This is a genomic window from Nonomuraea sp. NPDC005692 (assembly GCF_040631115.1).
Taxonomy (GTDB): Bacteria; Actinomycetota; Actinomycetes; order Streptosporangiales; family Streptosporangiaceae; genus Nonomuraea.
This window is the reverse complement of record NZ_JBEXYU010000005.1, coordinates 20,194-45,531: the sequence shown is the minus strand read 5'-3', so window position 1 is coordinate 45,531 and position 25,338 is coordinate 20,194. Positions and strand designations below refer to the sequence as shown.

Genomic DNA, 25,338 nt, shown 5'->3' with positions numbered 1-25,338 from the left:
GGGCCGGAGTGGCACTGTGCGTCCATGACCACAACGCCGAGTGCCGACGTCGTCATGGAACGCCTGCTGGAGGAGGCCATGCGCGAGTTCCCCGGTTGGGCGTTCAGCCGCGGACGATCGGGATGGACCGCCGTGTCGGGCGGTGTGCGGCTGACCGGGCGGAGCCTGGCCGCGCTCCGCGCCCGCCTGCGCGTACGCCCCCTCGACCGGCGCGCCCGCCTGTGACGACCGGAGGAAGGGCGGCAGGCCCGCCGCCCTTCCCGCGTCACACCTTGGGCAGGAAGCCCACCCGGTCGCGGACCTCGGCCATCGTCCGCCGGGCCACCGCGGCGGCGCGCTCGGCGCCGACGGCCAGCAGGCGGTCGAGCTCGACCTCGTCGGCCAGCAGCTTCTCCGTGCGCTCCCGGATCGGCGTGAACGTCTCCACGACCGCCTCGGCGACGTCCTTCTTGAACGTGCCGTAGCCCTGGCCCTCGTAGCGGGCGACCAGGTCGGGGATGGGCGTGCCGGTCAGCGCCGACTGGATGCGCAGCAGGTTGGAGATGCCCGGCTTGTTCTCCTCGTCGAACAGCACCTCCGAGCCCGTGTCGGTCACCGCGCGCATGACCTTCTTGCGCAGCGGCCCCGGCTGCTCCAGCACGTCGAGGATGCCCGCCGGGCTGGAGGACGACTTCGACATCTTCGCCGTCGGGTCCTGGAGGTCGGTGATCTTCTCGACCTCCTTGAGGATGTACGGGTCGGGCAGCGTGAACGTGTCGCCGAAGCGGTGGTTGAAGCGCTGGCCCAGGTCGCGGGTGAGCTCCAGGTGCTGCTTCTGGTCGGCCCCCACCGGGACGGCGTTGGCCTGGTAGAGCAGGATGTCGGCGGCCTGCAGGATCGGGTAGGTGAACAGCCCGACGCTGGCCGCGCTCTCGCCGAACTTGGCCGACTTGTCCTTGAACTGCGTCATCCGGGCAGCCTCGCCCATGCCGGTGAGGCAGATCAGGATCCAGGCGAGCTCGGTGTGCTCACGCACGTGCGACTGCACGAAGACGGTCGAGCGCTCGGCGTCGAGGCCGGCGGCGAAGAGCTGCGCGGCGGCCACCCGGCTGCGCCTGCGCAGGGCCGCGGGCTCGGTCGGCACGGTGATCGCGTGCAGATCGACCACGCAGTAGAAGGCGTCGTGGGTCTCCTGCATGGTGACCCACTGACGGACCGCACCCAGGTAGTTGCCCAGGTGGAATGAGTCCGCGGTGGGCTGGATGCCGGAGAGAACACGAGGTCTGGCCATAGCTGGCAATTGTGTCAGGAATCCTGGTCGGGCGGCGACTCGGCGGCGGCCCGGCGTTTCACCCTCACCCGCGCGATCCGGCGCCCGTCCAGCTCGGTGACGGTCAGCTCGAAGCCCTGGATCTCCACCTGCTCGCCGGCGGCGGGCAGGTGCCCCAGCATGGCCATCACGAACCCGCCCAGCGTCTCGTACGGGCCGTCGGGCAGCCGTACGCCGGTCTCGGTGGCGAAGTCGTTGAGGTTGGTCAGGCCGTCGATCTCGATCTCGCCGGCGGGCAGGACGACGACGTCCTCCTCGACGTCGTACTCGTCCCTGATGTCGCCGATCAGCTCCTCGACCAGGTCCTCCATGGTGACGATGCCGGCGGTGCCGCCGTACTCGTCGACCACGATGGCCAGGTGCTGGCCCTCGTCGCGCATCTCGTTCAGGGTGCTCAGCAGGCGCTTGGAGGCGGGCACGAACTTGGCCGGCCGGATCGGCACGACCGCGCTGATGGGCTCGGTACGCCCGATCAGCTCGGGGTCGAGCAGGTCGCGCACGTGCACGAAACCGATGACCTCGTCGTATGAGTCGCGGTAGACGGGGAAGCGGGAGTGCGGGAGCGTGGCGGCCAGGTTCGCGGCCTCGGCCAGCGGCGTCTCGGCGTCCATGAACTCGACCTCGGTGCGGGGCAGCATGACCTCGCGGAGCTGGCGCTTGCCGGCGGCGAACACCTCGGCGATGAGCTTGCGCTCGTCGGCGGTGAGCTCGGTGTGCCCGACGACCATGTCGCGCAGCTCCTCGGTGGTGACCTCCTCCCGGTCGGCCTCCGGGTTCCCGCCGAGCAGCCGGACGACCAGGTCGGTCGACTTCGACAACATCCAGATGATCGGGCGCGACAGGGCGGCGATCCGGTCGAGGAAGGGCGCGACGAACAGCGACAGCCCCTCGGTGCGCTGCAGGGCCAGCCGCTTGGGGGCCAGCTCGCCGAGCACCAGGGAGACGTACGAGATGGCCAGCGTCACCAGCACGAGCCCGAGCACGGGCGCGACCGCATGCGGCACCCCCCAGCGTTCGAGCACCGGGACGAGCTCCATCCCGAGCCGGTCGGCGCCGAAGGCGGCCGAGAGCATCGTGGCGACGGTCACCCCGATCTGCACCGCCGACAGGAAACGGTTGGGGTCGCGGGCGAGCTTGGCCACGCGCTCACCCCTCCGGCCCCGCTCGGCGAGCTTGCGGACCTGGCTCTCGCGCAGGGAGACCATCGCGATCTCCGCGCCCGCGAAGAACCCGCCGACCAGGATGAAGATCAGGACCAGGGCGATGTTCGCCGCGAGGGTGTCAAACATGGTGGTTGGCAGCGTACTCGGCGGGTTTCCCGCGTATGCTGAACGGCAAGCCGTACAAAATCAAACATATGTAAACAGGAGTACACATGAGGCTGTTGGTCACCGGAGGCGCCGGGTACGTCGGCAGCGTCGTCGCCGCGCAGCTCGTCGAGGCGGGGCACGAGGTGACCGTGCTCGACGACCTGTCCACCGGCCACGAGGACGCGGTGCCCGAGGGCGCCCGGTTCGTGCGCGAGTCGATCACGAACGCCCACGACGCGCTCGACGGCATGGACGCCGTGCTGCACTTCGCGGCCAAGTCCCTGGTGGGCGAGTCGGTGGAGAAGCCGGGCCTGTACTGGGCCAGTAACCTCGGCGGCACGCTGGCCCTGCTCGACGCGATGCGCGACAAGGGCGTGCGCCGGATCGTCTTCTCCTCGACGGCGGCCACGTACGGCGAGCCGGAGCGCTCCCCCATCGAGGAGGACGACCCGACGCGCCCGACCAACCCCTACGGCGCCTCCAAGCTGGCCGTGGACACCGCCCTGAGCGCCTACGCGGGCATCCGCGGGCTCGGCGCGGTGAGCCTGCGTTACTTCAACGTGGCCGGCGCCTACGGCCGCTTCCGCGAGCGCCACACGGTCGAGACCCACCTCATCCCGAACGTGCTCAAGGTCGCCACCGGCGAGCGCGACTCGGTGAGCGTCTTCGGCACCGACTACCCCACCGCCGACGGCACCTGCGTGCGCGACTACGTCCACGTCGGCGACCTGGCGCGGGCGCACCTGCTGGCGCTGGAGGCGGTCGCCGAGGGCGAGCACAAGATCTACAACCTGGGCAGCGGCACCGGGTTCAGCGTTCAGGAGGTGATCTCGGTCTGCCGCGAGGTCACCGGTCACGAGATCCCGGTCGTCGTGGGCGACCGGCGGCCCGGCGACCCGGCCGTCCTGGTGGCCTCGTCCGCGCGGATCCAGCGCGACCTGGGGTGGAAGGCGGAGCGGGCGGCGCTGCGCGACATCGTCTCCGACGCGTGGACGGCACTTTCCGGGAACGCCTGATGTAGGCGGCGTTTGTATGCTGTGATACCCAAATGTGAGGAGCTTTTCACCAAGGGTCACGAAGCTGCTCTTTGGTGCCCTCATCCTGCTGGGCAGCCTCGCCGCGGCGGCCGGGGTGCTCTACGCGACCGCCCAGCCCGCGCCGGCCGCCCAGCCCGTCCCCTCCTGTCCGGGGGCGGACGAAAAGGACGTTTCCCGGCACCAGTAGCCTGTTCCGCCGTGTCACTCCTCCCCGAGAGCGGGCCCGTGCGCGCGCTCACGTACGCCACACTCCTGCGTTCCCTCGGCCGCGGCCTGTTCGTCACGGTGAGCGTGCTGTTCTTCAAGCTGTCGGTCGGCCTGTCGGACGGCGAGATCGGGCTGGGGATGACGATCGCCGCGGCCGTCGGGCTCGCCGCCGGGCTGCCCGCCGGGCGGCTGTCCGACCTGGCCGGGCCGCGCGGAGTGCAGATCGCCTTCTCCGCCGCGGGCGGGCTGCTGGTGCCGGTGTACGCGCTGGTGTCGGGGTTCGCCGGGTTCGTCGTGGTGGCCACCCTGGTGACGTTCGCCGAGGCCGGCGAGGGCACCGCGCGGGCGGCGCTGGTCGGGGGCGCGGTGCCGGCGGCCGACCGGGTGCGGGTGCGCGCGTACCTGCGGGCCGTGACCAACGTCGGCTGGTCGGTGGGCGGGCTCGGAGCGGGCGCGGCGCTGCACTTCGACAGCCGTCCCGTGTACCTGGGGATGATCTTCGGGTGCGCGCTCTGCTACCTCGGCAGCGCGGCGCTGACGTTCCGCGTGCCGCCCGTCGCGCCGGTCCCGCGCAAGGCGGGCGAGCCGGTCTGGATCGTGCTGCGCGACCGGCCGTACGCGGTGCTGGCGCTGCTCAACGCGGTGCTGTTCATGCAGAACGGGCTGCTCACCATCGCGATCCCGCTCTGGGTGGCCGGCCGGACCTCGGCGCCCACGTGGACGGTGGCGGCCGTCGCCATGATCAACACCGTCACCGTCACGCTGCTGCAGGTGCGGCTCAGCCGCGGCACCGACGACGCGGCCGGCGCGGCCCGCGCCCAGCGCCGCTCGGGCGTGTTCCTGCTGCTGGCGTGCGTGTTGCTGGCCCTGGCCGCCGGACAACCGGCCTGGGTGGCGGTGGTCGCCCTGTTCGGCGGCGCGCTGCTGCACGTCTTCGGTGAGCTGCTGCAGGCCGCCGGCTCGTGGGGATTGTCGTACGAGCTGGCCCCGCCGCACGCGATCGGCCAGTACCAGGGCCTGTACGGGATGAGCCAGCAGGTGTCCAACATCGTCGTGCCCGCCGTCATGACCACGGTCATCGTGGGCTGGGGGCTGCCGGGCTGGCTGCTGTTCGGCGGGGTCTTCCTGGCCGCCGGGCTCGCCGTGCCGCCGGTGACCCGCTGGGCCGAGCGCACCCGCGCGGCCGCGCTCCCCCTCACGACGACGGACGCGCGCCCCCGCTGAGCCGGGGACGCGCGTCCGGGGTGTCGCGCCTGGTTCAGATGAGGCCGAGCCCGCGGACGGCGTCGCGCTCCTCGGTCAGCTCGCGCACGCTGGCGTCGATGCGCTCGCGGGAGAACGAGTCGATCTCCAGGCCCTGGATGATCTCGTACCGGCCGTTGACCGAACGCACCGGGAAGGACGAGATGAGCCCCTCGGGCACGCCGTACGAGCCGTCGGAGACGACGGCGGCCGAGGTCCACTCGGTGCCGTTGACCCAGTCGTGGACGTGGTCGATCGCGGCGTTGGCGGCCGAGGCGGCCGAGGAGGCGCCACGGGCCTCGATGATGGCGGCGCCGCGCTTGGCGACCGTCGGGATGAACGTCTCGCGCAGCCACTCGCCCTCGACCTGCTCGGCCGCGATCTTGCCGCCGACCTCGGCGTGGAACAGGTCGGGGTACTGGGTGGCGGAGTGGTTGCCCCAGATGGTCATCTTCTTGATCTCGGTGACCGGGACCTGGAGCTTGGCGGCGAGCTGGGACAGCGCGCGGTTGTGGTCGAGGCGGGTCATCGCGGTGAAACGCTCGGCCGGGACGTCCGGCGCGTTCTGCTGGGCGATGAGCGCGTTGGTGTTGGCGGGGTTGCCCACCACCAGGACGCGGATATCGTCGGCGGCGTGCTCGTTGATCGCCTTGCCCTGAGGGCCGAAGATGCCGCCGTTGGCGCCGAGCAGGTCACCGCGCTCCATGCCGGCCTTGCGCGGCATGGCGCCGACCAGCAGGGCGACGTTGGCGCCGGCGAAGGCCACGTTGGCGTCGTCGGTGATCTCGATGCCGGACAGCAGCGGGAACGCGCAGTCGTCGAGCTCCATGGCGGTGCCCTCGGCCGCCTTCACCGCCTGAGGGATCTCCAGCAGGCTCAGCTTGACCGGGACGTCAGCGCCGAGCAGCTGTCCCGACGCGATGCGGAACAGCAGTGCGTAGCCGATCTGACCGGCGGCCCCGGTGACGGTTACCTTGACGGGCGTGGCCATGGCCTTCCCCTAACTCACTGGATGAATTCGTTGGACTTTCGGATGTTACCGCTCGTCATCCGCAGGGCTCCATCGCGGGCACCTTCAGCTCGGGCTGGAAGTCGACCTTGCCGAAGTGGCTGTTCAGGAGCTTCTTGATGGTGCCCGTGCGGTAGAGGTCGGCGATGACGCCCTTGACCGCGGTGCAGGTCTTGGCGTCGCCGTCGCGGACGCCGACCGCGTACCGCTCGTTGTCCAGCTTGGCACCGATGATCTTGTAGCGCATGTTCTCCCGGCTGGCGAACCCGGCCAGGATCAGGTCCTCGCCGGGCACCGCGTCGACCTTGCCGTTCCTGAGCAGGTCCATGCAGGCTGCGTAGTTGCCGGCGGTCACGGGCTCGACCTTCACCCTGTCCTGCACCTCGCCGACCGTCGGAGTGTCGAGCGCGCAGATCTTCTTGCCCTTGAGGTCCTCCAGCGAGTCGATGCCGGTGCCGGCGCGGACCAGCACGTCGCGGTGGGCCACGTAGTACGGCCCGGCGAACCTGGTCTCGCTCTTGTCCACCGAGTACGTGGCGACGACCAGGTCGACCCTGCCTTCGGCCAGCGCGGCCGCCCGGTCGTTCCGGCCGACCCGGGTGAACACCGTCTCCTCGGCCCCGAGCGCGGCGGCCACGAGCTTGGCCACCTCGACGTCGAACCCGCTGAAGTCGTCGCCGTTCTGCAGGCCGACGCCCGGCAGGTCGCCCTTGACGCCGACGATGATCTTTCCGGTCTGGGCGACCTTGTCCACCACCGAGGCGAACGTGGGGGGCCGCGAGTTCTTCTTCCCCGTCGTCGCGGGGGTCACGACCTCGCCCTTGAACGCCAGCGGCGACCAGCCGTTCGCCATCGCCGCGACGGCCACGACCACCAGCATGACGAGCGCGGCTGCCAGCGCGAGCCACACCTTGAGCCGCCGCCGGCCGCCGGACGGCACGGGCTCGTCGACGGGCCTCGCCTCCACCGGCCCCTGGCCCTGGCCCTGGCCCTGGCCCTGGCCGGACTGCACCGTCTCCACACGCCCGGAGACACCGGTCCCGGTGCCGGTCGTGTGCGGAGTGCCGGTCGGATGCGGGGCGCCGGTCGTGTGCGGGGCGCCGGACCCGGTCGTGTGCGGGGTCCCGGTGCCGGTCGTGGCCGGGTGCGCGGCCCCGGTGCCGGTCGTGGCCGGGTGTGCGGTGGCGGGGCCGGACGGGGGCCGGGTGGGGTGGCCGGTGGCCTGCGTGGCGGGACGTTCGGTGATGGACGTTGCCGACACCCGCGTGAACGGCGTCGTGTCGTCGCCGGCCACCTGCACGCCCCTGGTGAGCACCGCCGTCGAGGCCCCGGCCGCCGTGCCGGTCTGCCCGAGCAGGCGCAGCAGGAGCTGGTCGGCCGAGGGACGCTCGTCGGGCGACTTGGCCAACGCCGAACGCACCACGCCCCGCAGCGGCTCGTGCATCATCTCCACGTCGACCTCGTGGTTCAGGATGCGGTTGAGCACCACGGCGATCGACTTGCCCTCGAAGGCCGCCTTCCCGGTGGCGGCGAAGGCCATGGTCGCGCCCCAGGCGAACACGTCCGTGAAGGGCCCGATGTCGTCGCCGGCGATCTGCTCGGGCGCCATGTAGGCGGGCGTGCCGATCGCGCGGCTGGTGATCGTGCCGGTCGAGTCGATGATGCGGGCGATGCCGAAGTCGACCACGCGCGGCCCGTCGGCGGCGATGAGCACGTTGTCGGGCTTGAAGTCCCGGTGGACGATCGAGGCGTGGTGGATGGCGGTGAGCGCGGTGGCCGTGCCGATGGCCAGCCGGTCGAGCACGGTGCCGCTGAGCGGGCCGTCGGCCTCGACGATGTCGCGCAGCGCCCGCCCGTCGATGTACTCGCTCGCGATGTACGGCGTGTCGCCGTCGAGGTCGGCCTCCATCACCCGCGCGGTGCAGAACGAGGCCACCCGCTGCGCCGCCTTCAGCTCCCTGGCGAAGCGCGACCTGGCGATCGTGTCACCGCTGAACTTCACGTGCAGCAGCTTGATCGCGGCCCGCTCGCCCTGCTCGTTGACGCCCAGGTAGACGATCCCCTGGCCGCCCTCGCCGATCCGTCCGGACAGCCGGAACGATCCCAGCAGCGCTGGATCGCCGGCCACCAGCGGCGCGATCTGCGGCATTCGTCTTCCCCACGTTCACTGAACCCCAACCACGCAAACTTTACGACGCTCAGCAACTTCCCAGGGATCCGTTAACCGTTCGTGACTCACCGGTTTTTACACAAAGCCCGTACACAGCGTCCATTCGGACCCTGTAACAGTGGTCTTGACTGGTTGGTCGCAGGCACGTCGTCAGCGTCGAGGCCGAGCTGGTGCGGTGGACGAAGGACGGGAGCCGCGCGTGATCGTGGACGCCACGCGCGGCGCGGCCATCCGCCTCCCGGCCCGCGGGCAGGTCGCCGGATGGACGCCGGAAGGTCTCGTCATGAAGAGCGGCGAACCCACCCGCCGCTCCCCGGGACACCTCAGGTCAGTGTGGTTCGCCGTCCACTCGCCCAAGGGGCGACCTGCTGCGCAGCTGCACCATGCCGGGCAACGTGGAAGCCCGCCGAGGTGAGCGTGGTGCTCGGGCGCGTCCGTCAGTAGGGCAGGCTCCAAGTGGTGAAGGACTTGCGCAGGTACGGGTTCTTGAACTTCGGGTACGCGACCGTGCTGACGTCACCGTCCGAGGTGTAGCGCATGTCCGGGTTGTTCTTCAGCCAGTCGAGCCAGGCCGCCGAGCAGAACTGCGAGCAGTCGCCCTTCTTCTCCATGACCCGGATGCGCGGGATGCCGCCCGGGTCGAACGCCTTGCTGAACGGCGACGGCGCGGGCGTGTAACCGGCCAGGAACGCGCCGGCGTGGTTGTAGAGCTTGCCGTGCAGCGCCCACTCCTTCTTGCGCGGCTGGTTGCCGTACGGCAGGGCGATGGAGTTGGGCTTGACCTTGGTCAGGTCGTCGATCTGCTTGGCGATGCCGCCGATCTGGTCCTCCACCTCCTTCTCCGAGCGTCCGTGCAGGTTGACGTGGTCACGGGTGTGGTTGCCGATGTCGAAGCCGTTGTCCTTGAGCCAGCCCAGCGTCTGGGCCTGCTCCTCGCGCACGGTCTTGCCGAACATGTCGCGGGTGACGTAGAAGGTGGCGGCCGGCCGGAAGCCCGGGTGCTTGGCGGCCACCTCGCGCAGGATCGCCACGGCGGTGTCCGGCTGCGGGACGCCCATCTCGTTCAGGGTGAGCTGCGAGGGCGAGGAGTCGTCGAACGTCAGGACCACGGGATGCTTGCCCGCCGGGACGTTGATCTTCCCGGTCACCATCTCCGACGCGCTGATCGGGACGTAGTCCTCCTTGACCAGCCGTTCGAGGTCCGAGCGGAACTGCTGCGGCGTCCTGTCGTCGGTGGTGGCCGGGTTCTTGATGACCCGGTGGAACATCAGCACCGGGATCTGGCCCAGCTCGTTCGCCTTCACCTTGCGCGCAACCGCGATCTTGGCCGCCTTGCTCTGCTTCAGCCTGGCCGCGGCCTCGGCCTTGCTGTCGGTGATCTTGGCAGTGTCGGGCGGCGAGTCGCACCCGGTCAGGACGACGGCGGCCGCGAGCAGCCCCGCTCCTGTCAAAATACCCAGTCGCATCCGAACCCCCCGAGACGCGTACGACTGTTACAGGTTGGGCCTTACCCAGATGATCAACTGCGCCACGCCGCGACCTCGTCAAGGAAGGGTCAGGGATTACGAAAAGCGTCATCCCCTGCCGAGGCCGAACCGGCGGGCGACCCGGGCCATCAGCTGCGACATCCTGGACGGGAACGAGCCCGGCTCGGGAACGGTGACCGGCCGGACCCGGCCGTTGTGGATCGCGCCGATGCGCCAGCCCTCGCCCGTCCGCACCACGACGACGGTCTGCCGGGACAACCGCCGCCTGGGCAGCGTGGACCGCCAGGGCATCAGGACGGAGGCCGTGCCGTGCACGACCGCCACGTCGGGGGTGAGGAAGCGCACCGACTCCAGGTCGCCGACGAGCGCCGATCCGGCCAGGACGCCACGGAAGAGCTTGTCGTGGTTGAGCTCGTGCGCGCGGCGGCCACGGGCGATCGTGCCGTCGTAGGAGACGTAGTCGGAGTCGTCGGTGAACAGGGCGCCGAACGCGCGGGCGTCCCCGGCGGTCCAGGCCGCCATGAAGTCGGCGAAGAGGCGCTGGATCTCGGCAGTGTCGGGCGAGGTGAGGGTGGTCGAGCGCATGGCGGTGCCTCCGGAGTGATATCGTCATTTCGACTAACGAAAAGTACGATACCAGAAAGGTTCGAATGTCGAAACGTGCCGTCATCGGAGAGATCGCCATGGAGCTCCGGCAGCTGCAGCAGAGCTTCGACGCCTTCGACGAGGCCGCCGCGGCCCGGCTCCGCCTCAACCGCACCGACCTGCGCTGCCTCGACGTCGTCCTGGCCGAGGGCCCGGTCGCCGCGGGCGCGCTCAGCCTCGCGCTGAAGCTCAGCCCGGCGGCCGTCACCACCGTCATCGACCGCCTGGAACGCGCGGGCATGGTGACCCGCGCGCCCGATCCGGGCAACCGCCGCCGCGTCCTGGTCGCCGCCACCGACGCGGCCCGCGCCGCCGAGGCCGAGATCTTCGCCCCGGTCGGCCAGGCGGGCGCGCGGGCGCTGGAGGGCTACGGGCCGGACGAGCTGGCAGTGATCCTCGCCTTCCTGCGCACCGCCCGCAGGGTCCAGGAGGAACAGGCGGCCCGCGTCAGAGATTCGTCCTGAGTTCCGGAAAACACGACACAGGGTGTCGGGTTTCCGGTCGAGCATGGTCCCACCGGCCGGCGCCGATCGCGGGCCGGTACGTACGTACAGACAAGGACCTCAATGCGCGAAACCCCGCAGGAGCTCGAAGAGCTCCAGGCGCTCCTCGACGCCTCGCTCTCCCGCTCCACCTCGCACCTGCGCTCGATCGTCACCGAGCGCACCATGAACGCCGAGCAGCTCACCGGGATCCTGACCGGCATGCGCGTCCTCGCCCTGTCCACGGTGACGGCGAAGGGCGAGCCGCGGATCAGCGGCGCCGACGGCCACTTCCTGCACGGCAAGTGGCACTTCGGCACGGCGCGCGGCGCCGCCAAGGCGCGCCACCTCGCCGCCCGCCCGGCGGCCAGCGTCGCCCATATGCGCGGGGAGGACCTGGGCGTGTTCACCCACGGCAGGGTGGAGGTCCTCAACCCGCAGGACGGCGAGCCGGCCGCCGACTGGCCGGCCCTGCTCGCCTACTTCAAGGACTTCTACGGCGCGGACGCCTTCGACTGGGAGCACGACGTGGTCTACTTCCGGCTGCACCCGAGCTGGATGACCGTCTACGCCCCCGACCTGGGCAAGCTCACGTCCTGACCGCCGGCGCGGCTTCGCGGCCGCGTCTACAGGTAGAGCCGCAGCAGGTCCTCCTCGCTCTCGCGGCGGACGACGACCCGCGCCTCCCCGTCGCGCACCGCGACGACCGGCGGCCTGGGCACGTGGTTGTAGTTGCTGGCCATCGAGCGCTGGTAGGCGCCCGACACCGGTACGGCGAGCAGGTCGCCGGGCCGCACGTCGCCGGGCAGCGCGATGTCCCTGACCAGCACGTCCCCGCTCTCGCAGTGCTTGCCGACCACGGTGAACGCGCTCGTGGGGGCGTCGGAGGCGCGGTTGGCCAGGATGGCGGTGTAGGCGGCGCCGTACATGCCGGGGCGGGGGTTGTCGCTCATGCCGCCGTTCACGCTCACGTACCGGCCCTTGATCGTGCCGATCTCGTACAGGGCGACCGTGGACGGCCCGGCGATCGACCTGCCGGGCTCGACGGCCAGGTGCAGGCCCGCGGTCTCCTTCCTGAGCACGGCGAGCAGCTCGGCGGGGGTGGGCGGGGTGGGGTCGTCCGGCGTGTAGCCGATGCCGAGGCCGCCGCCCAGGTCGAGCCTGGTGACGCCGGTCTCGGCGGCGAAGGCGGCCATCCTGGCGGCGGCGGTGCCGAAGCCGTCCAGCTCGAAGATCTGCGAGCCGATGTGGGAGTGCAGGCCGTACAGCTCCAGCGCGGGCTCGGCGTTCACCTGCGCCACCGCGAGCGCGGCGGCGCCGGCGCTCAGCGAGAAGCCGAACTTGGAGTCCTCGCCGCCGGTGGCGATGAAGGCGTGGGTGTGCGGGTCCACGCCCGGCGTCACCCTGATCATCACCCGCTGCCGGACGCCCAGGGAGGCGGCGATCGCGGCGAGCCTGGCGATCTCGGTGAAGGAGTCGACGACCACGCAGCCGATGCCCCAGGCCACGGCCCGGCGCAGCTCGTCGGCCGACTTGTTGTTGCCGTGGAAGACGACCCGCTCCGGCGGCATCCCGCCGGCCATGGCCACGGCGAGCTCGCCGCCCGTGCAGACGTCGAGGGACAGGCCCAGCCGATCCAGCCAGCGCACCACCTCGGGGCAGAGGAACGCCTTGCCGCCGTAGTGCACGTCGCCGTCGGGCAGCGCGTCCAGCCAGGCGCGGGCGCGGGCGGTGAAGTCGGCCTCGTCCAGCACGTACGCGGGCGTGCCGTGCACGCGGGCCAGTTCGACCGCGCCGATCCCGCCGAGCCGCAGCTCCCCGTCGTGCCATGTGGCGGTCTGGGGCCAGATGTCCAAACTCATGAAGCGCGAGCGTAAACAACCGCGAGGGCACGGTGGGTCGAGCATCGACGGATTCGTTGCTGAGGGTCGCATGCCTTCACGAGGCTTGGTGCCGCCTGACGGCCTGGCCACGATGACATGCCATGCGAACACACCTGGTCATCGCCCTGGTGGCGGCCTGCGCTCTTGGCGCGGGATGCGGGAGGTCCACCTCGGGTACGGCGGCTGCCCCCACGCCGCCCTCCTCGACCGGCAAGAGCGCCAAGGACCTCGTCCCGGAATCCGTACGGAAGTCCGGCGAGCTCCGCATGGCGACCTCGGAAGGCTATCCCCCGATGGAGATGTACAAGCCGGGCACCCAGGAGATGACCGGCGTCGACGCCGACCTGGCCGTGGCGGTCGGAGAGCGGCTCGGGCTGAAGACCCGGATCATCAACGCCTCCTTCGACGGTCTCATCCCCGGCCTGCAGGGCGGCCGGTGGGACATCGCCATGGCCGCGCTCAGCGACCTCGAACAGCGCCGCAAGGCCGTCGACTTCGTCGACTACTTCAACGCCGGCGGCTCGATCATGGTCAAGAAGGGCAACCCCGAGGGCATCAAGACCCTCGAGGACCTGTGCGGCAAGAAGGTCGTCCTGGCCAAGGGCAGCTCCAACCTGGAGATCGGCAAGCGCCAGAACGAGAAGTGCGCCCAGAAGATGGAGATCATGCAGAGCGAGGACGCCCCCACCGGCCTGCTCACCATCGACTCCGGCCGTACCGTCGCCACGATCGTCGACTCCCCCGTGGCCGCCATGTACGCCAAGGAGACCGGCAAGTACGAGGTCCTGGCCGAGCAGTACGACGCCGGCCCCTGGGGCATCGCGATCGACAAGAAGCAGACCGGCCTGCGCGACGCCGTCGCCAAGGCGCTGCAGGAGCTGATCGACAGCGGCGAGTACGGCAAGATCCTGGAGAAGTACGGCACGACGGCCAACGCCGTGCCCAAGGTCACGATCAACACCGGCGCATGATGGAACTCCCGATCGAGGCGGTGAAGCCGCCCAGGCCCGGGCGGCTCGTCGCGGCGGTGGTCGCGGCGCTGGTGATGGCCTGGCTGGCCTACACCGTCATCGTCAACCCCAACCTCCACTGGGACGTGATCTCCGAGTTCCTGCTGGACGGCCGGGTGCTCGGCGGCCTGTGGATCACGATCGCACTCACCGCGCTGTCCATGGTCATCGGCGTCGCCCTCGGTGTGGTCGCCGCCGTCATGCAGCTGTCGGACAGCCCGGTGCTGCGCGGCGCGGCCGGCCTCTACACCTGGTTCTTCCGGGGCACGCCGCTGCTGGTGCAGCTCATCTTCTGGTTCAACATCGGCCTGGTCTTCCCCGAGATCGGGCTCGGCGTCCCGTTCGGCGGGCCGATGTTCCTCCAGTGGCCGGCCAACGAGCTGATCACGCCGTTCACGGCGGCGCTGCTCGGGCTGACCATCAACGAGGGCGCGTACATGGCCGAGATCGTCCGGGCGGGCATCCGTTCGGTGGATCCCGGGCAGCGGGAGGCGGCCGAGTCGCTGGGCATGTCGCACCGGCAGATCCTGCGCAGGGTCGTGCTGCCGCAGGCGATGCGGGTGATCATCCCGCCGACCGGCAACCAGTTCATCTCCATGCTGAAGACCACCTCGATGGTCTCGGTCATCTCCGGCGCGGAGCTGCTGACCGTCTCCCAGCGCATCTACCTGGACAACTTCGAGGTGATCGCGCTGCTGGTGGTCGCCTCCACCTGGTACCTGCTGCTCACCACCGTGGCCACCTTCGGCCAGCGCTCCCTGGAGAGGAGGTTCAGCCGTGGCCACTAGCATGGTGAAGATCGAATCGGTCAGGAAACGCTTCGGCCAGCTCGAGGTGCTGAAGGGCGTCAGCCTCGACGTGCCGGCCGGCGCGGTGGTCTGCGTGGTTGGCCCGTCCGGGTCCGGCAAGTCGACGCTGTTGCGCTGCGTCAACCGGCTGGAGACGATCGACGCGGGCCGGGTGTGGGTCGACGGCGAGCTCATGGGCTTCAGCGAGCAGGGCGGCAAGCTGCACCTGCTGCGGCCCGACGAGCTGTGCCGCCAGCGTCAGGAGATCGGCATGGTCTTCCAGCGCTTCCACCTGTTCCCGCACATGACCGCGCTGGAGAACGTCATGGAGGGCCCGTGCACGGTCAAGCGCCTGTCGAAGGCGAAGGCGGCCGAGCGCGCGAGGACGCTGCTCGACCGGGTGGGGCTGGCCGACCGGGCCGGCCACTACCCCCGGCAGCTCTCGGGCGGCCAGCAGCAGCGGGTCGCGATCGCGCGCAGCCTGGCCATGGACCCCAAGCTCATGCTGTTCGACGAGCCGACCAGCGCGCTCGACCCCGAGCTGGTGCAGGAGGTGCTGCAGGTCATGCGCGACCTGGCGGCCAGCGGGATGACGATGATCGTGGTGACCCACGAGATGGGCTTCGCCAGAGAGGCGGGCGACCACCTGGTGTTCATCGACGACGGCGTGATCGTGGAGGAGGGGCCGCCCCGCGAGGTGCTGTCCTCGCCGCGTCACGAGCGCACCCGCGCCTTCCTCGGGCAGGTGCTGTGAACGGCTCGCTTCTCAGGGAGGGTTCGGCCGCGTGAGCCTCGACATGCTGATCAGCGGTGGCCTCGTGGCCGACGGGACGGGCGCGCCGCTGCGCCGGGCCGACGTCGGCGTCCGCGGTGACCGCCTCGTCCTGCTGCCCGGGGGCGGCCCGTCCGACGGCGGCGGGGGGCGGGTGATCGACGCCTCCGGGCTGGTGGTCGCGCCCGGGTTCATCGACGTCCACACCCACTCCGACGCGGTCACCCTGCTCGGGGAGGCGGGCCGGGAGCTGGCCGCCGCCCCCGTGCTCATGGGCGTCACCGTGGAGATCTGTGGCAACTGCGGGTCGAGCCTGTTCCCGGCGCTGCCCGAGCGGGTGCCGGCGCTGCGCCGGTCGAGCCGGGCCGGTTTCGGCGGCGACATCCCGATTTTTGAGGACTACGACGGGTTCGTGGCGGCGCACGAGCGGGCCCCCCGTTCGAACCACCTGACCTCCCTCGTCGGCCACGGCACCCTGCGGGCCGGCGTGCTCGGCTACGAGGACCGCCCGGCCACCCCCGCCGAGCTCGCCACCATGTGCGCGCTGCTCGACGACGCGCTGGCGGCCGGCGCCGCCGGGCTGTCCACCGGCCTCATCTACACCCCCGGCACGTACGGCGACACCGCCGAGGTGGTCGCGCTGGCCCGCGTCGCGGCCCGGCACGGCAAGCCGTACGTCACCCACCTGCGGGACGAGATGTCCCGCGTGGAGGAGGCGCTGGAGGAGGCCGTCGAGATCGCCCGCAGGAGCGGGGCCGCGCTGCACGTCAGCCACCACAAGACGGCCGGCAAGCACGCCTGGGGCAGGACCCTGCGCACGCTCCCCCGCATCGCCGAGCTGCGCGCCCAGGGCATGGACCTCACCTGCGACGTCTACCCCTACACCGAGGGCAGCACGTCGCTGTCGGCGATGTTCCCCCCATGGGCCAACGACGGCGGCACCGAGGCGCTGCTCGACCGGCTGCGCGACCCCGGCCAGCGCGACCGGATGCGCGCGGCCATCGAGGCGGGCGTGCCGGGCTGGGAGAACACGGTCGGCAACGGCGGCTGGGACCGCATCTCGGTCGCCTGCGCCACCCGTCACCCCGAGGCCGAGGGCCGCACGATCGCCGAGCTGGGCGGCGACCCGGTGGACGCGGCGGCCGAGCTGCTGCTCGCCGAGGACGGCGAGGTGACCATCATCAGCCACTCCATGCGCGAGGACGACGTCCAGCGGGTCCTGGCGAGCGAGTTCGCCATGATCGGCTCGGACGGCGTGCCCAAGCCGGGCCATCCGCACCCCCGGCTGGCCGGCACCTTCCCCCGGGTGCTCGGCCGCTACTCCCGCGACCAGGGACTGTTCCCGGTGGAGACCGCCGTCCACAAGATGACCGGCATGGCGGCCGAGCGGTTCGGGCTGGCGGACAGAGGCGTCGTGCGCGACGGAGCGCACGCCGACCTGGTGCTCCTCGACCCCGCGACGGTCGCCGACGGCGCGACCTACGCCGACCCGCTGCTGCCTCCCATCGGCGTCAGGGCCGTCGTGGTGGCCGGACGGCTCGCCGTGGAGGACAACAGGCTCACCGAGGACAGACCAGGAAGGATCATCGGGCGGTGAACGACATCACGCTCGCCGTCGCGACGCGGGATCTGGTGACGGGCGAGTTCCACGGCGTCAACGAGGACGCCGAGCTGCCGCTGGCCAGCGTCGGCAAGCTGCTGCTGCTGGCCGAGGTGGCGATGAGCGTCGAGGGCGGCATCCTGGCCCCCGACATGCCCGTGACGCTGCACGACGACGACTACTGCGACGGCTCCGGGCTGCTCACGTCGCTGTCCGCGCGCGCCTGGACGATCGGCGACCTCGCCCTGCTGACCGCCGCCGTCAGCGACAACACCGCCACGAACGCGCTGCTGCGCACGATCGGCCTGGACCGGGTCAACGCCGCCGCGGCGGCCCTCGGGCTGTCGCGGACCAGGCTGCTCGACCGCATCAGGGAACCGCGCACCCCGCAGGACCCGCCGACGTTCGCGATCGGCACCGCGGCCGAGCTGTCCGGCCTGGCCGCGCTGCTCGCCGGTCCGGGCGGCTGGCAGGCGCTCATGCGCGGCTGGATGCGGCAGAACACCGACCACGGTCTCGTCCCCGCCCTGGTCAGGCACGATCCCGAGGGCGACTGGCTGGCCAACAAGACCGGCACCGACGAGGGTGTCCGGTCCGACGTCGGCATCATGGACGGCCGCATCGCCTACGCCGTCCTCGCCCACGGCCCCGCGGGCAGCGAGCACGACCTGACCGCCGCCGTACGGCGGGCCGGCCTGGACGTCGCCGCCCGCCTCAGCGCAGCGAAGGCTCCAGCGAGTTCCTGAGCTGGGCCGAGGCCGTACGCAGATAGGCCAGGAACGACCGGGCGGCCGGGTTGGGATTGGTCGGCCTCCTGGCCACGCCGATCCGGCGGAACAGGTTCGGCGTGGTCAGCCGGCAGGTGTGCAGCCCGGTCGCGCCCTGCAGGCCGAGGCTCGGCACCAGCGCGACGCCGAGCCCGGCCCGTACCAGGCCGATCGTCACCTCGTAGTGGTCGCTGCGGCAGCGGATCCGCGGCGAGAAGCCCTCCAGCGTGCTGGCCCGCTCAAGGATCGACACCGGGTGCTCGGCGCCGAACGTGGTGATCCACGGCTCCTCGGCCAGGTCCGCCAGCCGCACCTTGGGCCGCTGGGCGGCGGCGTGGCCGGTCGGCAGCACCAGGAGCTGCGGCTCGTCGAACAGGTGGACGACCTCCACCCCTTCCGGGCACTGCCACGGGTCGAGCGCGTGCTCGAAGACCACCAGCACGTCGAGCGCGCCGCGCTCCAGATCGGGCAGCAGCTCGTACGGCTGGCCCTCCACCAGGTCGAGCGCCACCTTGGGATACCGGGAGGCGAAGCGCGACAGCGCCAGCGGCAGCAGCCGGTACCCGGCGGAGGCGAAGAAGCCGATGCGCAGCTCGCCGGCGTCCACCCTGGCCTGGGCGAGCAGGTCCTTCTCGGCCGCCTCGATGATGTCGACGACCTCCTGGGCGCGGATGGCCAGGCGGCGTCCCGCCTCGGTCAGCCGCAGGCTCTGGGCGTTGCGCTCGACCAGCCCGACCCCCGCCTCCTGCTCCAGCCGGGACAGCTGGTGGGACACGGCGGACGGCGACAACTTCAGCACCCTGGCCGCACCGGCGATACTGCCCGTCCTGAACACCTCAAGCAGGACACGCAGCCGGTTACTACTCAACACGGGACCAAGAGTACGAGCTTCCCCACCTCGCTCCGCGCATAAGATGTCACCGGTGATCGACTCCACCCATCTGCCGCCGGTCGAGCTGCGTACCGAGCGCCTCCTGCTGCGGCCCTGGCGTCCTTCCGACCGCGAGCCCTTCGCGGAGCTCAACGCCGACCCCGAGGTCATGGAACACTTCCCCGCCACGCTCAGCCGCGAGCAGAGCGACGCGTTCGCCGCCGCCGGCGACGACCTGATCACCCGGCAGGGCTGGGGACGCTGGGCGCTGGAGAGGCTGGACACCGGCGAGTTCATCGGCTTCACCGGCCTGCACCGGCCTTCGTTCGAGGCCCCCTTCATGCCCGCGACGGAGATTGCCTGGCGGCTCAACCGCAGGTCGTGGGGCCATGGCTACGCGAGCGAGGCGGCCACCGCCGCGCTCGGCTTCGCCTTCGACCGGCTCGGCCTGGCGGAGGTGGTGTCCTTCACGGCCACGGTCAACACGCGCTCCAGCGCCGTCATGCGCCGTCTCGGGATGGTCCATGACCCCGACGGGGACTTCGACCATCCCGTCCTGCCGCCCGGCCACCGGCTGCGCCGCCACGTCCTGTACCGCCTCACCGCGAGCGACTGGCGCCGGGCGAGCGGGTGAGCCGGCCCCAGTGGCGGTCCCGGTGGCGGTCCCGGTGGCGGTCCCAGCGGCGGCTCCAGTGGTGGCCCCGGGTGGCGGCTCAGTCGCCGCCCCGGCCCAGTGGTCCGAACGCCACCTCCTCCTCCTGCCTCAAGCCCTGGTGCTGCGGGCCGTACGCGGTCACCGTGACCGGCGGCGAGACCAGGACACCGGCCGGCCTGCCGTCCGCGTCCTTCCAGGAGGGATCGGGGGCCGTCACATCCGCACCCGGGCGATGAAGAAGCCGCCGGCCACGCGTGCCCCGCTGCGCGGCCCGGGGGCGACCGTTCTCGACGGCCGCCCGCGGGTGCCTGCTGGATCTCAGCGCTTGTTGACGCGGATGGAGATGATCGTGCCGGGCGGGATGGTGGCCGAGGAGACCTGGCCGGGAGAGACCCATGGGCCGACGTTGTAGACGTAACCGACGGCAGGATTGACGTGCAGGACGGTGATCGCGATCTGGTGCTGGCCCGTGCCGCCGGTGCAGCGGCTCTCGGCCGTGGAGCCGTTCACGCTGGAGGTGCAGCCGTCGGGGACGGCGTGGGCGGCCGGGGCGAAGCCCGTGAGCAGCGCGGTGGTGAGCAGGGTCGCGACGGGCAGGCCGGTGGCCCACTTCCTGGACAGCACGAGGACGCCTCCTGATGCGTGCGAGGGACGGAAGCTTCTCTTAGGAAACTTTCCTAAACGGACCATAATCGCCCCTGCCCGCACGTCAACCCCCGGAAAGACGGCCCGCAGCCGGCCCCGGACATGCGAAACGGCCCCTACCGTACGACGAAGCCGCAGGTAGAGGCCGCTTTCTCTCAAGCAGACATCTTCTTCTTGAGGTTCTCGTCCAGGGCGGCCAGGAAGTCCTGGGTGGTGAGCCACTTGGCGTCGCCGCCGACCAGCATGGCGAGGTCCTTGGTCATCTGACCGCTCTCGACGGTCTCGATGCAGACCTGCTCCAGCTTGTTGGCGAAGTCGGTCACGGCGGGGGTGTTGTCCAGCTTGCCGCGGTGGGCCAGGCCACGCGTCCACGCGAAGATCGAGGCGATCGGGTTCGTGGAGGTGGGGTTGCCCTTCTGGTGCTCGCGGTAGTGGCGGGTCACGGTGCCGTGGGCGGCCTCGGCCTCGACGGTCTGGCCGTCGGGGGTCATGAGGACGGAGGTCATCAGGCCGAGCGAGCCGAAGCCCTGGGCGACGGTGTCGGACTGCACGTCGCCGTCGTAGTTCTTGGCGGCCCAGACGTAGCCGCCCTCCCACTTGAGCGCCGCGGCGACCATGTCGTCGATGAGGCGGTGCTCGTAGGTGAGCCCGGCCTTGTCGAAGTCGGCCTTGAACTCGGTCTCGAAGACCTCGGCGAAGATGTCCTTGAAGCGGCCGTCGTACGCCTTGAGGATGGTGTTCTTCGTCGACAGGTAGACCGGGTAGTTGCGGGCCAGGCCGTAGCGCATGGAGGCGCGGGCGAAGTCGCGGATCGACTCGTCGAGGTTGTACATCGCCATGGCGACGCCGCCGCCCGGGAAGTCGTACACGTCGAGCTCGATCGGCTCGGAGCCGTCCTTCGGCGTGTACGTGAGGGTCAGGGTGCCCTCGCCGGGGATGACCAGGTCGGTGGCGCGGTACTGGTCGCCGAAGGCGTGACGGCCGACGACGATCGGCTTGGTCCAGCCGGGCACGAGCCGCGGCACGTTCGACATGATGATCGGCTCACGGAAGATCACGCCGCCGAGGATGTTGCGGATGGTCCCGTTGGGGGACTTCCACATCTTCTTGAGCCCGAACTCCTCGACCCGCGCCTCGTCTGGGGTGATGGTGGCGCACTTCACACCGACGCCGTACTTCTTGATGGCGTTGGCGGCGTCGATGGTGACCTGGTCGTCCGTCGAGTCCCGGTACTCGATCCCCAGGTCGTAGTACTTCAGGTCGACGTCGAGGTAGGGAAGGATCAGCTGGTCCTTGATGAACTGCCAGATGATCCGGGTCATCTCGTCGCCGTCGAGCTCGACGACAGGACCCTCCACCTTGATCTTGGGCATGCGAATGGTTCCCCTTCAATGAATGGATGCGTTGAGGCTATCGGACCGTCCCGTCAACCGGCCAAAAGGGACAGGAGCCAGGCCTTGAACGCGTTGTTGTACAGCGCGAGCGAGGTCAGGGCCATGAGGAAGCCGAACGCGATCAGCGTGATGACGTCCGTCACCTTGTCGCGGACGGCCAGTTGCCCGTCGAACCCGGCGAACCGGAGCGCGGCGGCGACCATCAACACACCGCCCAGCGCGAACCCGCCCCAGCGCGGGTCCACCAACAGGATCACGAGCACGGCGGCGACCGCTCCCGCCACAATCAGCGGGAACGGTCCCCAGCGTTCACGTTCGTTCTCTCGGCTCAACGCTCTTCTATTGGCTTCCACTTCTGATCGCGCTCGCCAATGTATTCACTGTCGGGCCGGATCAGCCTGTTGTCGGCATGCTGCTCGATCACGTGCGCGGTCCAGCCGGACATGCGGCTGATCGAGAAGACGGGGGTGAACAGGTCCGTCGGAATGCCAAGGTAGTGGTAGACCGACGCCGCGTAGAAATCGACGTTCGGATAGAGGCCCTTCGTCTCGAAGACGACCTCCTCCATCTCCTTCGACATCCGGTAGTAGGTGTCGTCGCCGGCGGCCTCGGCCAGCTCGGCGGACATGCGGCGCAGGTGCGTGGCGCGCGGGTCCTCGGTCTTGTAGACGCGGTGGCCGAAGCCCATGATCTTCTCGCCCGCGGCGAGCTTGTCGCGCACGGCCTGGGCCACCCCGCCCGGCGGGATCGACTCCAGGGTCTTCATGACCTGCTCGTTCGCGCCGCCGTGCAGCGGGCCCTTGAGCGTGCCGATGGCCGCGACGATGGCCGAGTGCATGTCCGACAAGGTCGCGGCGCAGACGCGGGCGGCGAACGTCGAGGCGTTCATCGTGTGGTCGGCGTGCAGCACCAGGCACTCGTCGAAGATCTCGACCGCGCGCCGCTCGGGGGCGCGTCCGGTGACCTGGAGCAGGAAGTTTCCGGCGATGCTGAGCTCGGGGTCGGCCTCGGGGGCCGCGCCGCCGGTGCGCGCGGCGTGGTAGCGGGCGACCAGCACGGGCTGCTGCGCGGTCAGGCGGGCCGCCTTGCGCAGGTTCGCGTCGGGGGCGGTGGAGTCCTTGTCGGGGTCGTCGGCGCCGGAGAGTGAGACGAGGGAGCGGAGCGCCTCCATGGGTTTCTGCTTCTCGGCGATCTCCGCCACGTTCGCGGCGACCAGCGCGCCGAGCTCCCGGCCCTGGGCCAGGTCGGCGCCGTACGCCTCCAGCTGGGCCCGGTCGGGCAGCCTGCCGTGCTGCAGCAGGTACGCGGTCTCCTCGAACGTCGCTCGGCCGGCCAGGTCGTGGATGTCGTATCCACGGTAGAAGAGGCGACCGGCCTTGCCGTCGATGTCGCTCAGCGCTGTGGACGCGGCTACGACATCGGCCAGGCCTTTCGTGGGCTTGTCCGCCATGAGTGTTTCCTCCGCTTATCTTCCTCCGAAGTCTACCCGTGAGCAGGTAAAACCGTTCGCAGAGGTCCAGACCAATTTCACGTGGGATTCTCCTTTCGGCAAAGGCGATTCCGCATCCCCTCGGTTGGGTAAGCCGGAGCTGTAGTAATAGTTACGGCGGGCTACCTGGGGAGGAACTGCCGTGGAGGGGCCGTTCATACGCATCGAGGACACCGGCGACGTGGTCCCGTTGCGCCCCGAGATCACGACGGTCGGGAGAGGCCGGGGTGTGGACATCCGGCTCACCGACCCCAGTGTGTCTCGACTCCATGCCGAGTTCGTCAGACGAGGACCCTACCTGTACGTCGTTGACCTGGGCCTGTCCCGCAACGGCACACGGGTGAACGGCAGGCCGATCGCCCGGAGGGTCCTTGACGACGGCGACGTCGTCTCGTTCGGCGCGGCGCGGGGTCGCATCGGTGGAGTCCCCCGTGAGGACTTCACCCCCGAGGTCGAGCTGCGCAGGGCGGCGGCGCCCGAGCTGACCAGGCGCGAGGTCGATGTGCTGACCTCGCTCTGCAGGCCGGCGCTGTCCGACGAGGCGTTCGTCGCTCCGGCGACGGCGCGCGAGATCGCCGACGACCTGGTCGTGACCGAAGCCGCGGTCAAGCAACACCTGCTGCGGCTGTACCAGAAGTTCAGGATTCCTGAGGGCACCAACCGCCGCACGCGCCTCGCCAACGAGGTCGTCGCGCTCGGGCTGGTGCGCCCGACCCCTGTGGTGCCACCACAGCGGTCGGCGGGCGCCGCGGCTGAGCAGCAGCCGTCGGCGGCCGGTAGGAGGGCTTCCTAGAGGGAGCCAGATCGCGACCGGGGCTTCGGCGAGGGGTTCCGGCAGCGTCGGAACCATCGAGAGATCACCGTGCTCGTCCCTGCTGGGCGCGGAACGGGCGACGGCGGGCGACCGCGGGCCGACAGGCCGGTGGCGCGCGCCGTGCTCGTCGCCGGTCAGGGAACGTGCCGGCGACGCGCGCTGGTGAGCCATGCGCGCGGCGCCGGAGGTCAGCGTTCCTTCACCGGTGTCCTTCAGATCACCCGGAAACCGCGGCTGGGCTTGCTGGTCCTGTTGGCCCGGTCGACGGCGACCGCGTAGTAGTGGTCGCCGCGCTTGCCGTCGGGGTCCGTCCAGCGGATCTGGCGGTCGGCGGGCACGACCGCGACCAGGTTGCGCGCGTCGGCGAAGGCGTTCTGGCCGGCCTCGTCCGGGAAGCGGAAGATGGCGAACTGGAACGGCTCGTCCCGGCCGGTGGCGACCACGCGCACCTCGACGCCGCCGGTGCGGCGCAGCGCGTACGCCACCACCGGGCGGCGCGGCGGCTCGCCGTTCGCCAGGCGGGGCAGCACGGGCGCGAGCGCGGGCCGCTGGTAGTGGTCGTTGACGGCGGTCGTGATGGAGGCGAGCCGGTCCACCTTGACGTCGTTGGCGTTGTACCAGATGTCGCCGCTGATCTCGGGGTGGGCGCGGTTGAGCGTCAGGTGCCTGGACAGCTCGTCCGGCTTCTGCCACTCGGCGGCCTGGGCCGGGTCGCCCGCCTTGTACGCCGCCTGTCCGATCCACAGCAGCGTGTTCGTGCCCGCGGCCACGTCCGACCACCACGGGACGAGCTTGGAGTAGTCGGCCGGCGGCTGCCCGATGTACCAGTAGAGCTGCGGCGCGATGTAGTCCAGCCAGCCCTTCTTGACCCAGCCGCGGGTGTCGGCGTGCAGGTTGTCGTAGGACTGGCCGCCGTTGGTCTCGGAGCCGAGCGGGTCGGTGCCCTTGTTGCGCCAGATGCCCGACGGGCTGATGCCCCAGGCGATCTCCGGCTTGGCCTGCAGGACGCGCTGCTGCATCTCGCTGACCATGAGGTCGACGTTGTTGCGCCGCCAGGAGGCCAGGTCGGGGAAGCCGGCGCCGTGCTTGGCGAACGCGGCGCTGTCGTCGAAGGCAGTGGTGTTGGTCGGGTAGAAGTAGTCGTCGAAGTGCAGGCCGTCGATGTCGTAGCGGGTGATCGCGTCCATCATCGCGTCCTGGCAGAACTTGCGGACCTCGGGCATGCCCGGGTTGTAGTAGAGCTTGCCGCCGAACGGCAGGATCCAGTCGGGGTTCTTGCGGCCGGGGTGATCGGGGTGCAGCTTGCCCGGGTCGGGCTGCATCGACACGCGGTAGGGGTTGAACCAGGCGTGGAAGGCCAGGCCGCGCTTGTGGGTCTCCTCCACGGCGAACCCGAGCGGGTCGTAGCCGGGGTCCTGGCCCTGGGTGCCGGTCAGGTACTGCGACCAGGGCTCGAACGGCGACGGCCAGAACGCGTCGGCGGTCGGCCTGATCTGCACGAACACGGAGTTGAGCTTGCGCTGCACGGCCACGTCGAGCCAGGCGAGGTATTCGGCCTTCTGCTCGTCGGCGCTCAGCCCCGGCTTCGAGGGCCAGTTGATGTTGACCACGGAAGCGATCCACATGCCGCGCATCTGACGCAGCGGGGGGACGTAGTCTGCCTGGGCGAAGGCCGGCAGCGGCACGGCGGACGCGGCGGCGGCGAGAGCGAGACCCTTCAGGAGAGTCCTTCTGCTGGGCATGGGGGGTGGC

The 25,338-nt window shown here is 70.6% G+C and carries 26 protein-coding genes; 12 read left to right on the top strand and 14 right to left on the bottom strand.

Annotated elements, in window-relative coordinates:
• Positions 1-24: 24 nt before the first annotated feature.
• A complete protein-coding gene (locus tag ABZ459_RS13210; protein ID WP_357969777.1) occupies positions 25-225 on the top strand; it encodes a hypothetical protein in 201 nt (66 codons plus the stop codon).
• A gap of 40 nt (positions 226-265) precedes the next feature.
• Here the strand turns inward: ABZ459_RS13210 and trpS are convergent, their stop codons facing one another.
• Positions 266-1,270 (bottom strand): tryptophan--tRNA ligase, encoded by a 1,005-nt coding sequence (gene trpS / locus ABZ459_RS13205; protein WP_352362044.1) that lies wholly within the window; start codon positions 1,268-1,270, stop codon positions 266-268.
• 14 nt (positions 1,271-1,284) lie between these two features.
• Positions 1,285-2,598, bottom strand: coding sequence for a hemolysin family protein (locus ABZ459_RS13200; protein ID WP_357969775.1), 1,314 nt, complete (start codon positions 2,596-2,598; stop codon positions 1,285-1,287).
• A gap of 86 nt (positions 2,599-2,684) precedes the next feature.
• On the opposite strand from ABZ459_RS13200, the gene galE reads away from it, so the two are divergent.
• Both galE and ABZ459_RS13190 read left to right on the top strand, forming a co-directional pair.
• Positions 2,685-3,635 (top strand): UDP-glucose 4-epimerase GalE, encoded by a 951-nt coding sequence (gene galE / locus ABZ459_RS13195; protein WP_357969772.1) that lies wholly within the window; start codon positions 2,685-2,687, stop codon positions 3,633-3,635.
• Between the two features lie 219 nt (positions 3,636-3,854).
• Positions 3,855-5,087 carry an MFS transporter gene (locus tag ABZ459_RS13190; RefSeq protein ID WP_357969769.1) on the top strand — a complete coding sequence of 411 codons (1,233 nt, stop codon included), beginning with the start codon at positions 3,855-3,857 and terminating at the stop codon, positions 5,085-5,087.
• Positions 5,088-5,121: 34 nt separating this feature from the next.
• On the opposite strand, the gene ABZ459_RS13185 is transcribed toward ABZ459_RS13190, so the two are convergent.
• The 4 genes from ABZ459_RS13185 to ABZ459_RS13170 all read right to left on the bottom strand — a co-directional run bounded on the left by ABZ459_RS13185 (position 5,122) and on the right by ABZ459_RS13170 (position 10,356).
• Complete coding sequence (locus ABZ459_RS13185; RefSeq protein WP_357969767.1) at positions 5,122-6,096, bottom strand: malate dehydrogenase; 975 nt, start codon at positions 6,094-6,096, stop codon at positions 5,122-5,124.
• 55 nt (positions 6,097-6,151) lie between these two features.
• Positions 6,152-8,263, bottom strand: a complete 2,112-nt coding sequence (locus tag ABZ459_RS13180; protein ID WP_357969764.1) for a transporter substrate-binding domain-containing protein — start codon at positions 8,261-8,263, stop codon at positions 6,152-6,154.
• A 458-nt stretch (positions 8,264-8,721) separates the two neighbouring features.
• Positions 8,722-9,750 (bottom strand): polysaccharide deacetylase family protein, encoded by a 1,029-nt coding sequence (locus ABZ459_RS13175; RefSeq protein ID WP_357969761.1) that lies wholly within the window; start codon positions 9,748-9,750, stop codon positions 8,722-8,724.
• A 108-nt stretch (positions 9,751-9,858) separates the two neighbouring features.
• A complete protein-coding gene (locus ABZ459_RS13170) occupies positions 9,859-10,356 on the bottom strand; it encodes an SgcJ/EcaC family oxidoreductase (protein WP_357969758.1) in 498 nt (165 codons plus the stop codon).
• A 65-nt stretch (positions 10,357-10,421) separates the two neighbouring features.
• Between ABZ459_RS13170 and ABZ459_RS13165 the strand changes: the two genes are divergently transcribed.
• Positions 10,422-10,880: a MarR family transcriptional regulator gene (locus tag ABZ459_RS13165; RefSeq protein WP_357969757.1), complete on the top strand. Its 459-nt coding sequence runs from the start codon at positions 10,422-10,424 to the stop codon at positions 10,878-10,880.
• A 102-nt stretch (positions 10,881-10,982) separates the two neighbouring features.
• Positions 10,983-11,498 carry a pyridoxamine 5'-phosphate oxidase family protein gene (locus tag ABZ459_RS13160; protein WP_357969754.1) on the top strand — a complete coding sequence of 172 codons (516 nt, stop codon included), beginning with the start codon at positions 10,983-10,985 and terminating at the stop codon, positions 11,496-11,498.
• 26 nt (positions 11,499-11,524) lie between these two features.
• Here the strand turns inward: ABZ459_RS13160 and lysA are convergent, their stop codons facing one another.
• Positions 11,525-12,760 carry a diaminopimelate decarboxylase gene (gene lysA / locus ABZ459_RS13155; RefSeq protein WP_357969751.1) on the bottom strand — a complete coding sequence of 412 codons (1,236 nt, stop codon included), beginning with the start codon at positions 12,758-12,760 and terminating at the stop codon, positions 11,525-11,527.
• Between the two features lie 122 nt (positions 12,761-12,882).
• Between lysA and ABZ459_RS13150 the strand changes: the two genes are divergently transcribed.
• From ABZ459_RS13150 to ABZ459_RS13130, 5 genes are read left to right on the top strand one after another with little or no spacing between them, the layout of a single operon-like run.
• Positions 12,883-13,752 (top strand): ABC transporter substrate-binding protein, encoded by an 870-nt coding sequence (locus tag ABZ459_RS13150; protein WP_357969750.1) that lies wholly within the window; start codon positions 12,883-12,885, stop codon positions 13,750-13,752.
• The gene (locus ABZ459_RS13145) at positions 13,749-14,579 is read left to right on the top strand and encodes an amino acid ABC transporter permease (protein ID WP_357969747.1); all 831 of its coding nucleotides are present in this window, start codon (positions 13,749-13,751) and stop codon (positions 14,577-14,579) included. Before ABZ459_RS13150 ends, ABZ459_RS13145 begins: the two co-directional genes overlap by 4 nt.
• A 1-nt stretch (position 14,580) precedes the next feature.
• A complete protein-coding gene (locus ABZ459_RS13140) occupies positions 14,581-15,333 on the top strand; it encodes an amino acid ABC transporter ATP-binding protein (protein WP_357970646.1) in 753 nt (250 codons plus the stop codon).
• 31 nt (positions 15,334-15,364) lie between these two features.
• On the top strand, positions 15,365-16,948 hold the full coding sequence (locus ABZ459_RS13135) for an amidohydrolase family protein (RefSeq protein ID WP_357969744.1): 1,584 nt from the start codon (positions 15,365-15,367) through the stop codon (positions 16,946-16,948).
• Positions 16,945-17,697 (top strand): serine hydrolase, encoded by a 753-nt coding sequence (locus ABZ459_RS13130; RefSeq protein ID WP_357969741.1) that lies wholly within the window; start codon positions 16,945-16,947, stop codon positions 17,695-17,697. Before ABZ459_RS13135 ends, ABZ459_RS13130 begins: the two co-directional genes overlap by 4 nt.
• Here ABZ459_RS13130 and ABZ459_RS13125 read toward each other — a convergent pair.
• On the bottom strand, positions 17,666-18,589 hold the full coding sequence (locus ABZ459_RS13125) for a LysR substrate-binding domain-containing protein (RefSeq protein ID WP_357969738.1): 924 nt from the start codon (positions 18,587-18,589) through the stop codon (positions 17,666-17,668). The two genes, ABZ459_RS13130 and ABZ459_RS13125, sit on opposite strands and share 32 nt — an antisense overlap.
• A 52-nt stretch (positions 18,590-18,641) precedes the next feature.
• Here ABZ459_RS13125 and ABZ459_RS13120 point away from each other — a divergent pair, with 52 nt between their 5' ends.
• Positions 18,642-19,223, top strand: coding sequence for a GNAT family N-acetyltransferase (locus ABZ459_RS13120; RefSeq protein WP_357969735.1), 582 nt, complete (start codon positions 18,642-18,644; stop codon positions 19,221-19,223).
• A gap of 79 nt (positions 19,224-19,302) precedes the next feature.
• Here the strand turns inward: ABZ459_RS13120 and ABZ459_RS13115 are convergent, their stop codons facing one another.
• From ABZ459_RS13115 to ABZ459_RS13095, 5 genes are all read right to left on the bottom strand, one after another.
• The gene (locus ABZ459_RS13115) at positions 19,303-19,461 is read right to left on the bottom strand and encodes a hypothetical protein (RefSeq protein ID WP_357969732.1); all 159 of its coding nucleotides are present in this window, start codon (positions 19,459-19,461) and stop codon (positions 19,303-19,305) included.
• Positions 19,462-19,562: 101 nt separating this feature from the next.
• Positions 19,563-19,868 carry a hypothetical protein gene (locus tag ABZ459_RS13110; protein WP_357969729.1) on the bottom strand — a complete coding sequence of 102 codons (306 nt, stop codon included), beginning with the start codon at positions 19,866-19,868 and terminating at the stop codon, positions 19,563-19,565.
• Between the two features lie 176 nt (positions 19,869-20,044).
• A complete protein-coding gene (locus ABZ459_RS13105; RefSeq protein ID WP_357969726.1) occupies positions 20,045-21,262 on the bottom strand; it encodes an NADP-dependent isocitrate dehydrogenase in 1,218 nt (405 codons plus the stop codon).
• Between the two features lie 53 nt (positions 21,263-21,315).
• Positions 21,316-21,615: a DUF3017 domain-containing protein gene (locus ABZ459_RS13100; RefSeq protein ID WP_357969724.1), complete on the bottom strand. Its 300-nt coding sequence runs from the start codon at positions 21,613-21,615 to the stop codon at positions 21,316-21,318.
• Positions 21,612-22,733, bottom strand: a complete 1,122-nt coding sequence (locus ABZ459_RS13095; RefSeq protein WP_357969721.1) for a citrate/2-methylcitrate synthase — start codon at positions 22,731-22,733, stop codon at positions 21,612-21,614. Before ABZ459_RS13095 ends, ABZ459_RS13100 begins: the two co-directional genes overlap by 4 nt.
• Positions 22,734-22,914: 181 nt before the next feature.
• Here ABZ459_RS13095 and ABZ459_RS13090 point away from each other — a divergent pair, with 181 nt between their 5' ends.
• On the top strand, positions 22,915-23,565 hold the full coding sequence (locus tag ABZ459_RS13090) for an FHA domain-containing protein (protein WP_352362084.1): 651 nt from the start codon (positions 22,915-22,917) through the stop codon (positions 23,563-23,565).
• A 233-nt stretch (positions 23,566-23,798) separates the two neighbouring features.
• Here the strand turns inward: ABZ459_RS13090 and ABZ459_RS13085 are convergent, their stop codons facing one another.
• Positions 23,799-25,328, bottom strand: a complete 1,530-nt coding sequence (locus tag ABZ459_RS13085) for a family 10 glycosylhydrolase (RefSeq protein WP_357969718.1) — start codon at positions 25,326-25,328, stop codon at positions 23,799-23,801.
• Positions 25,329-25,338: the final 10 nt, after the last annotated feature.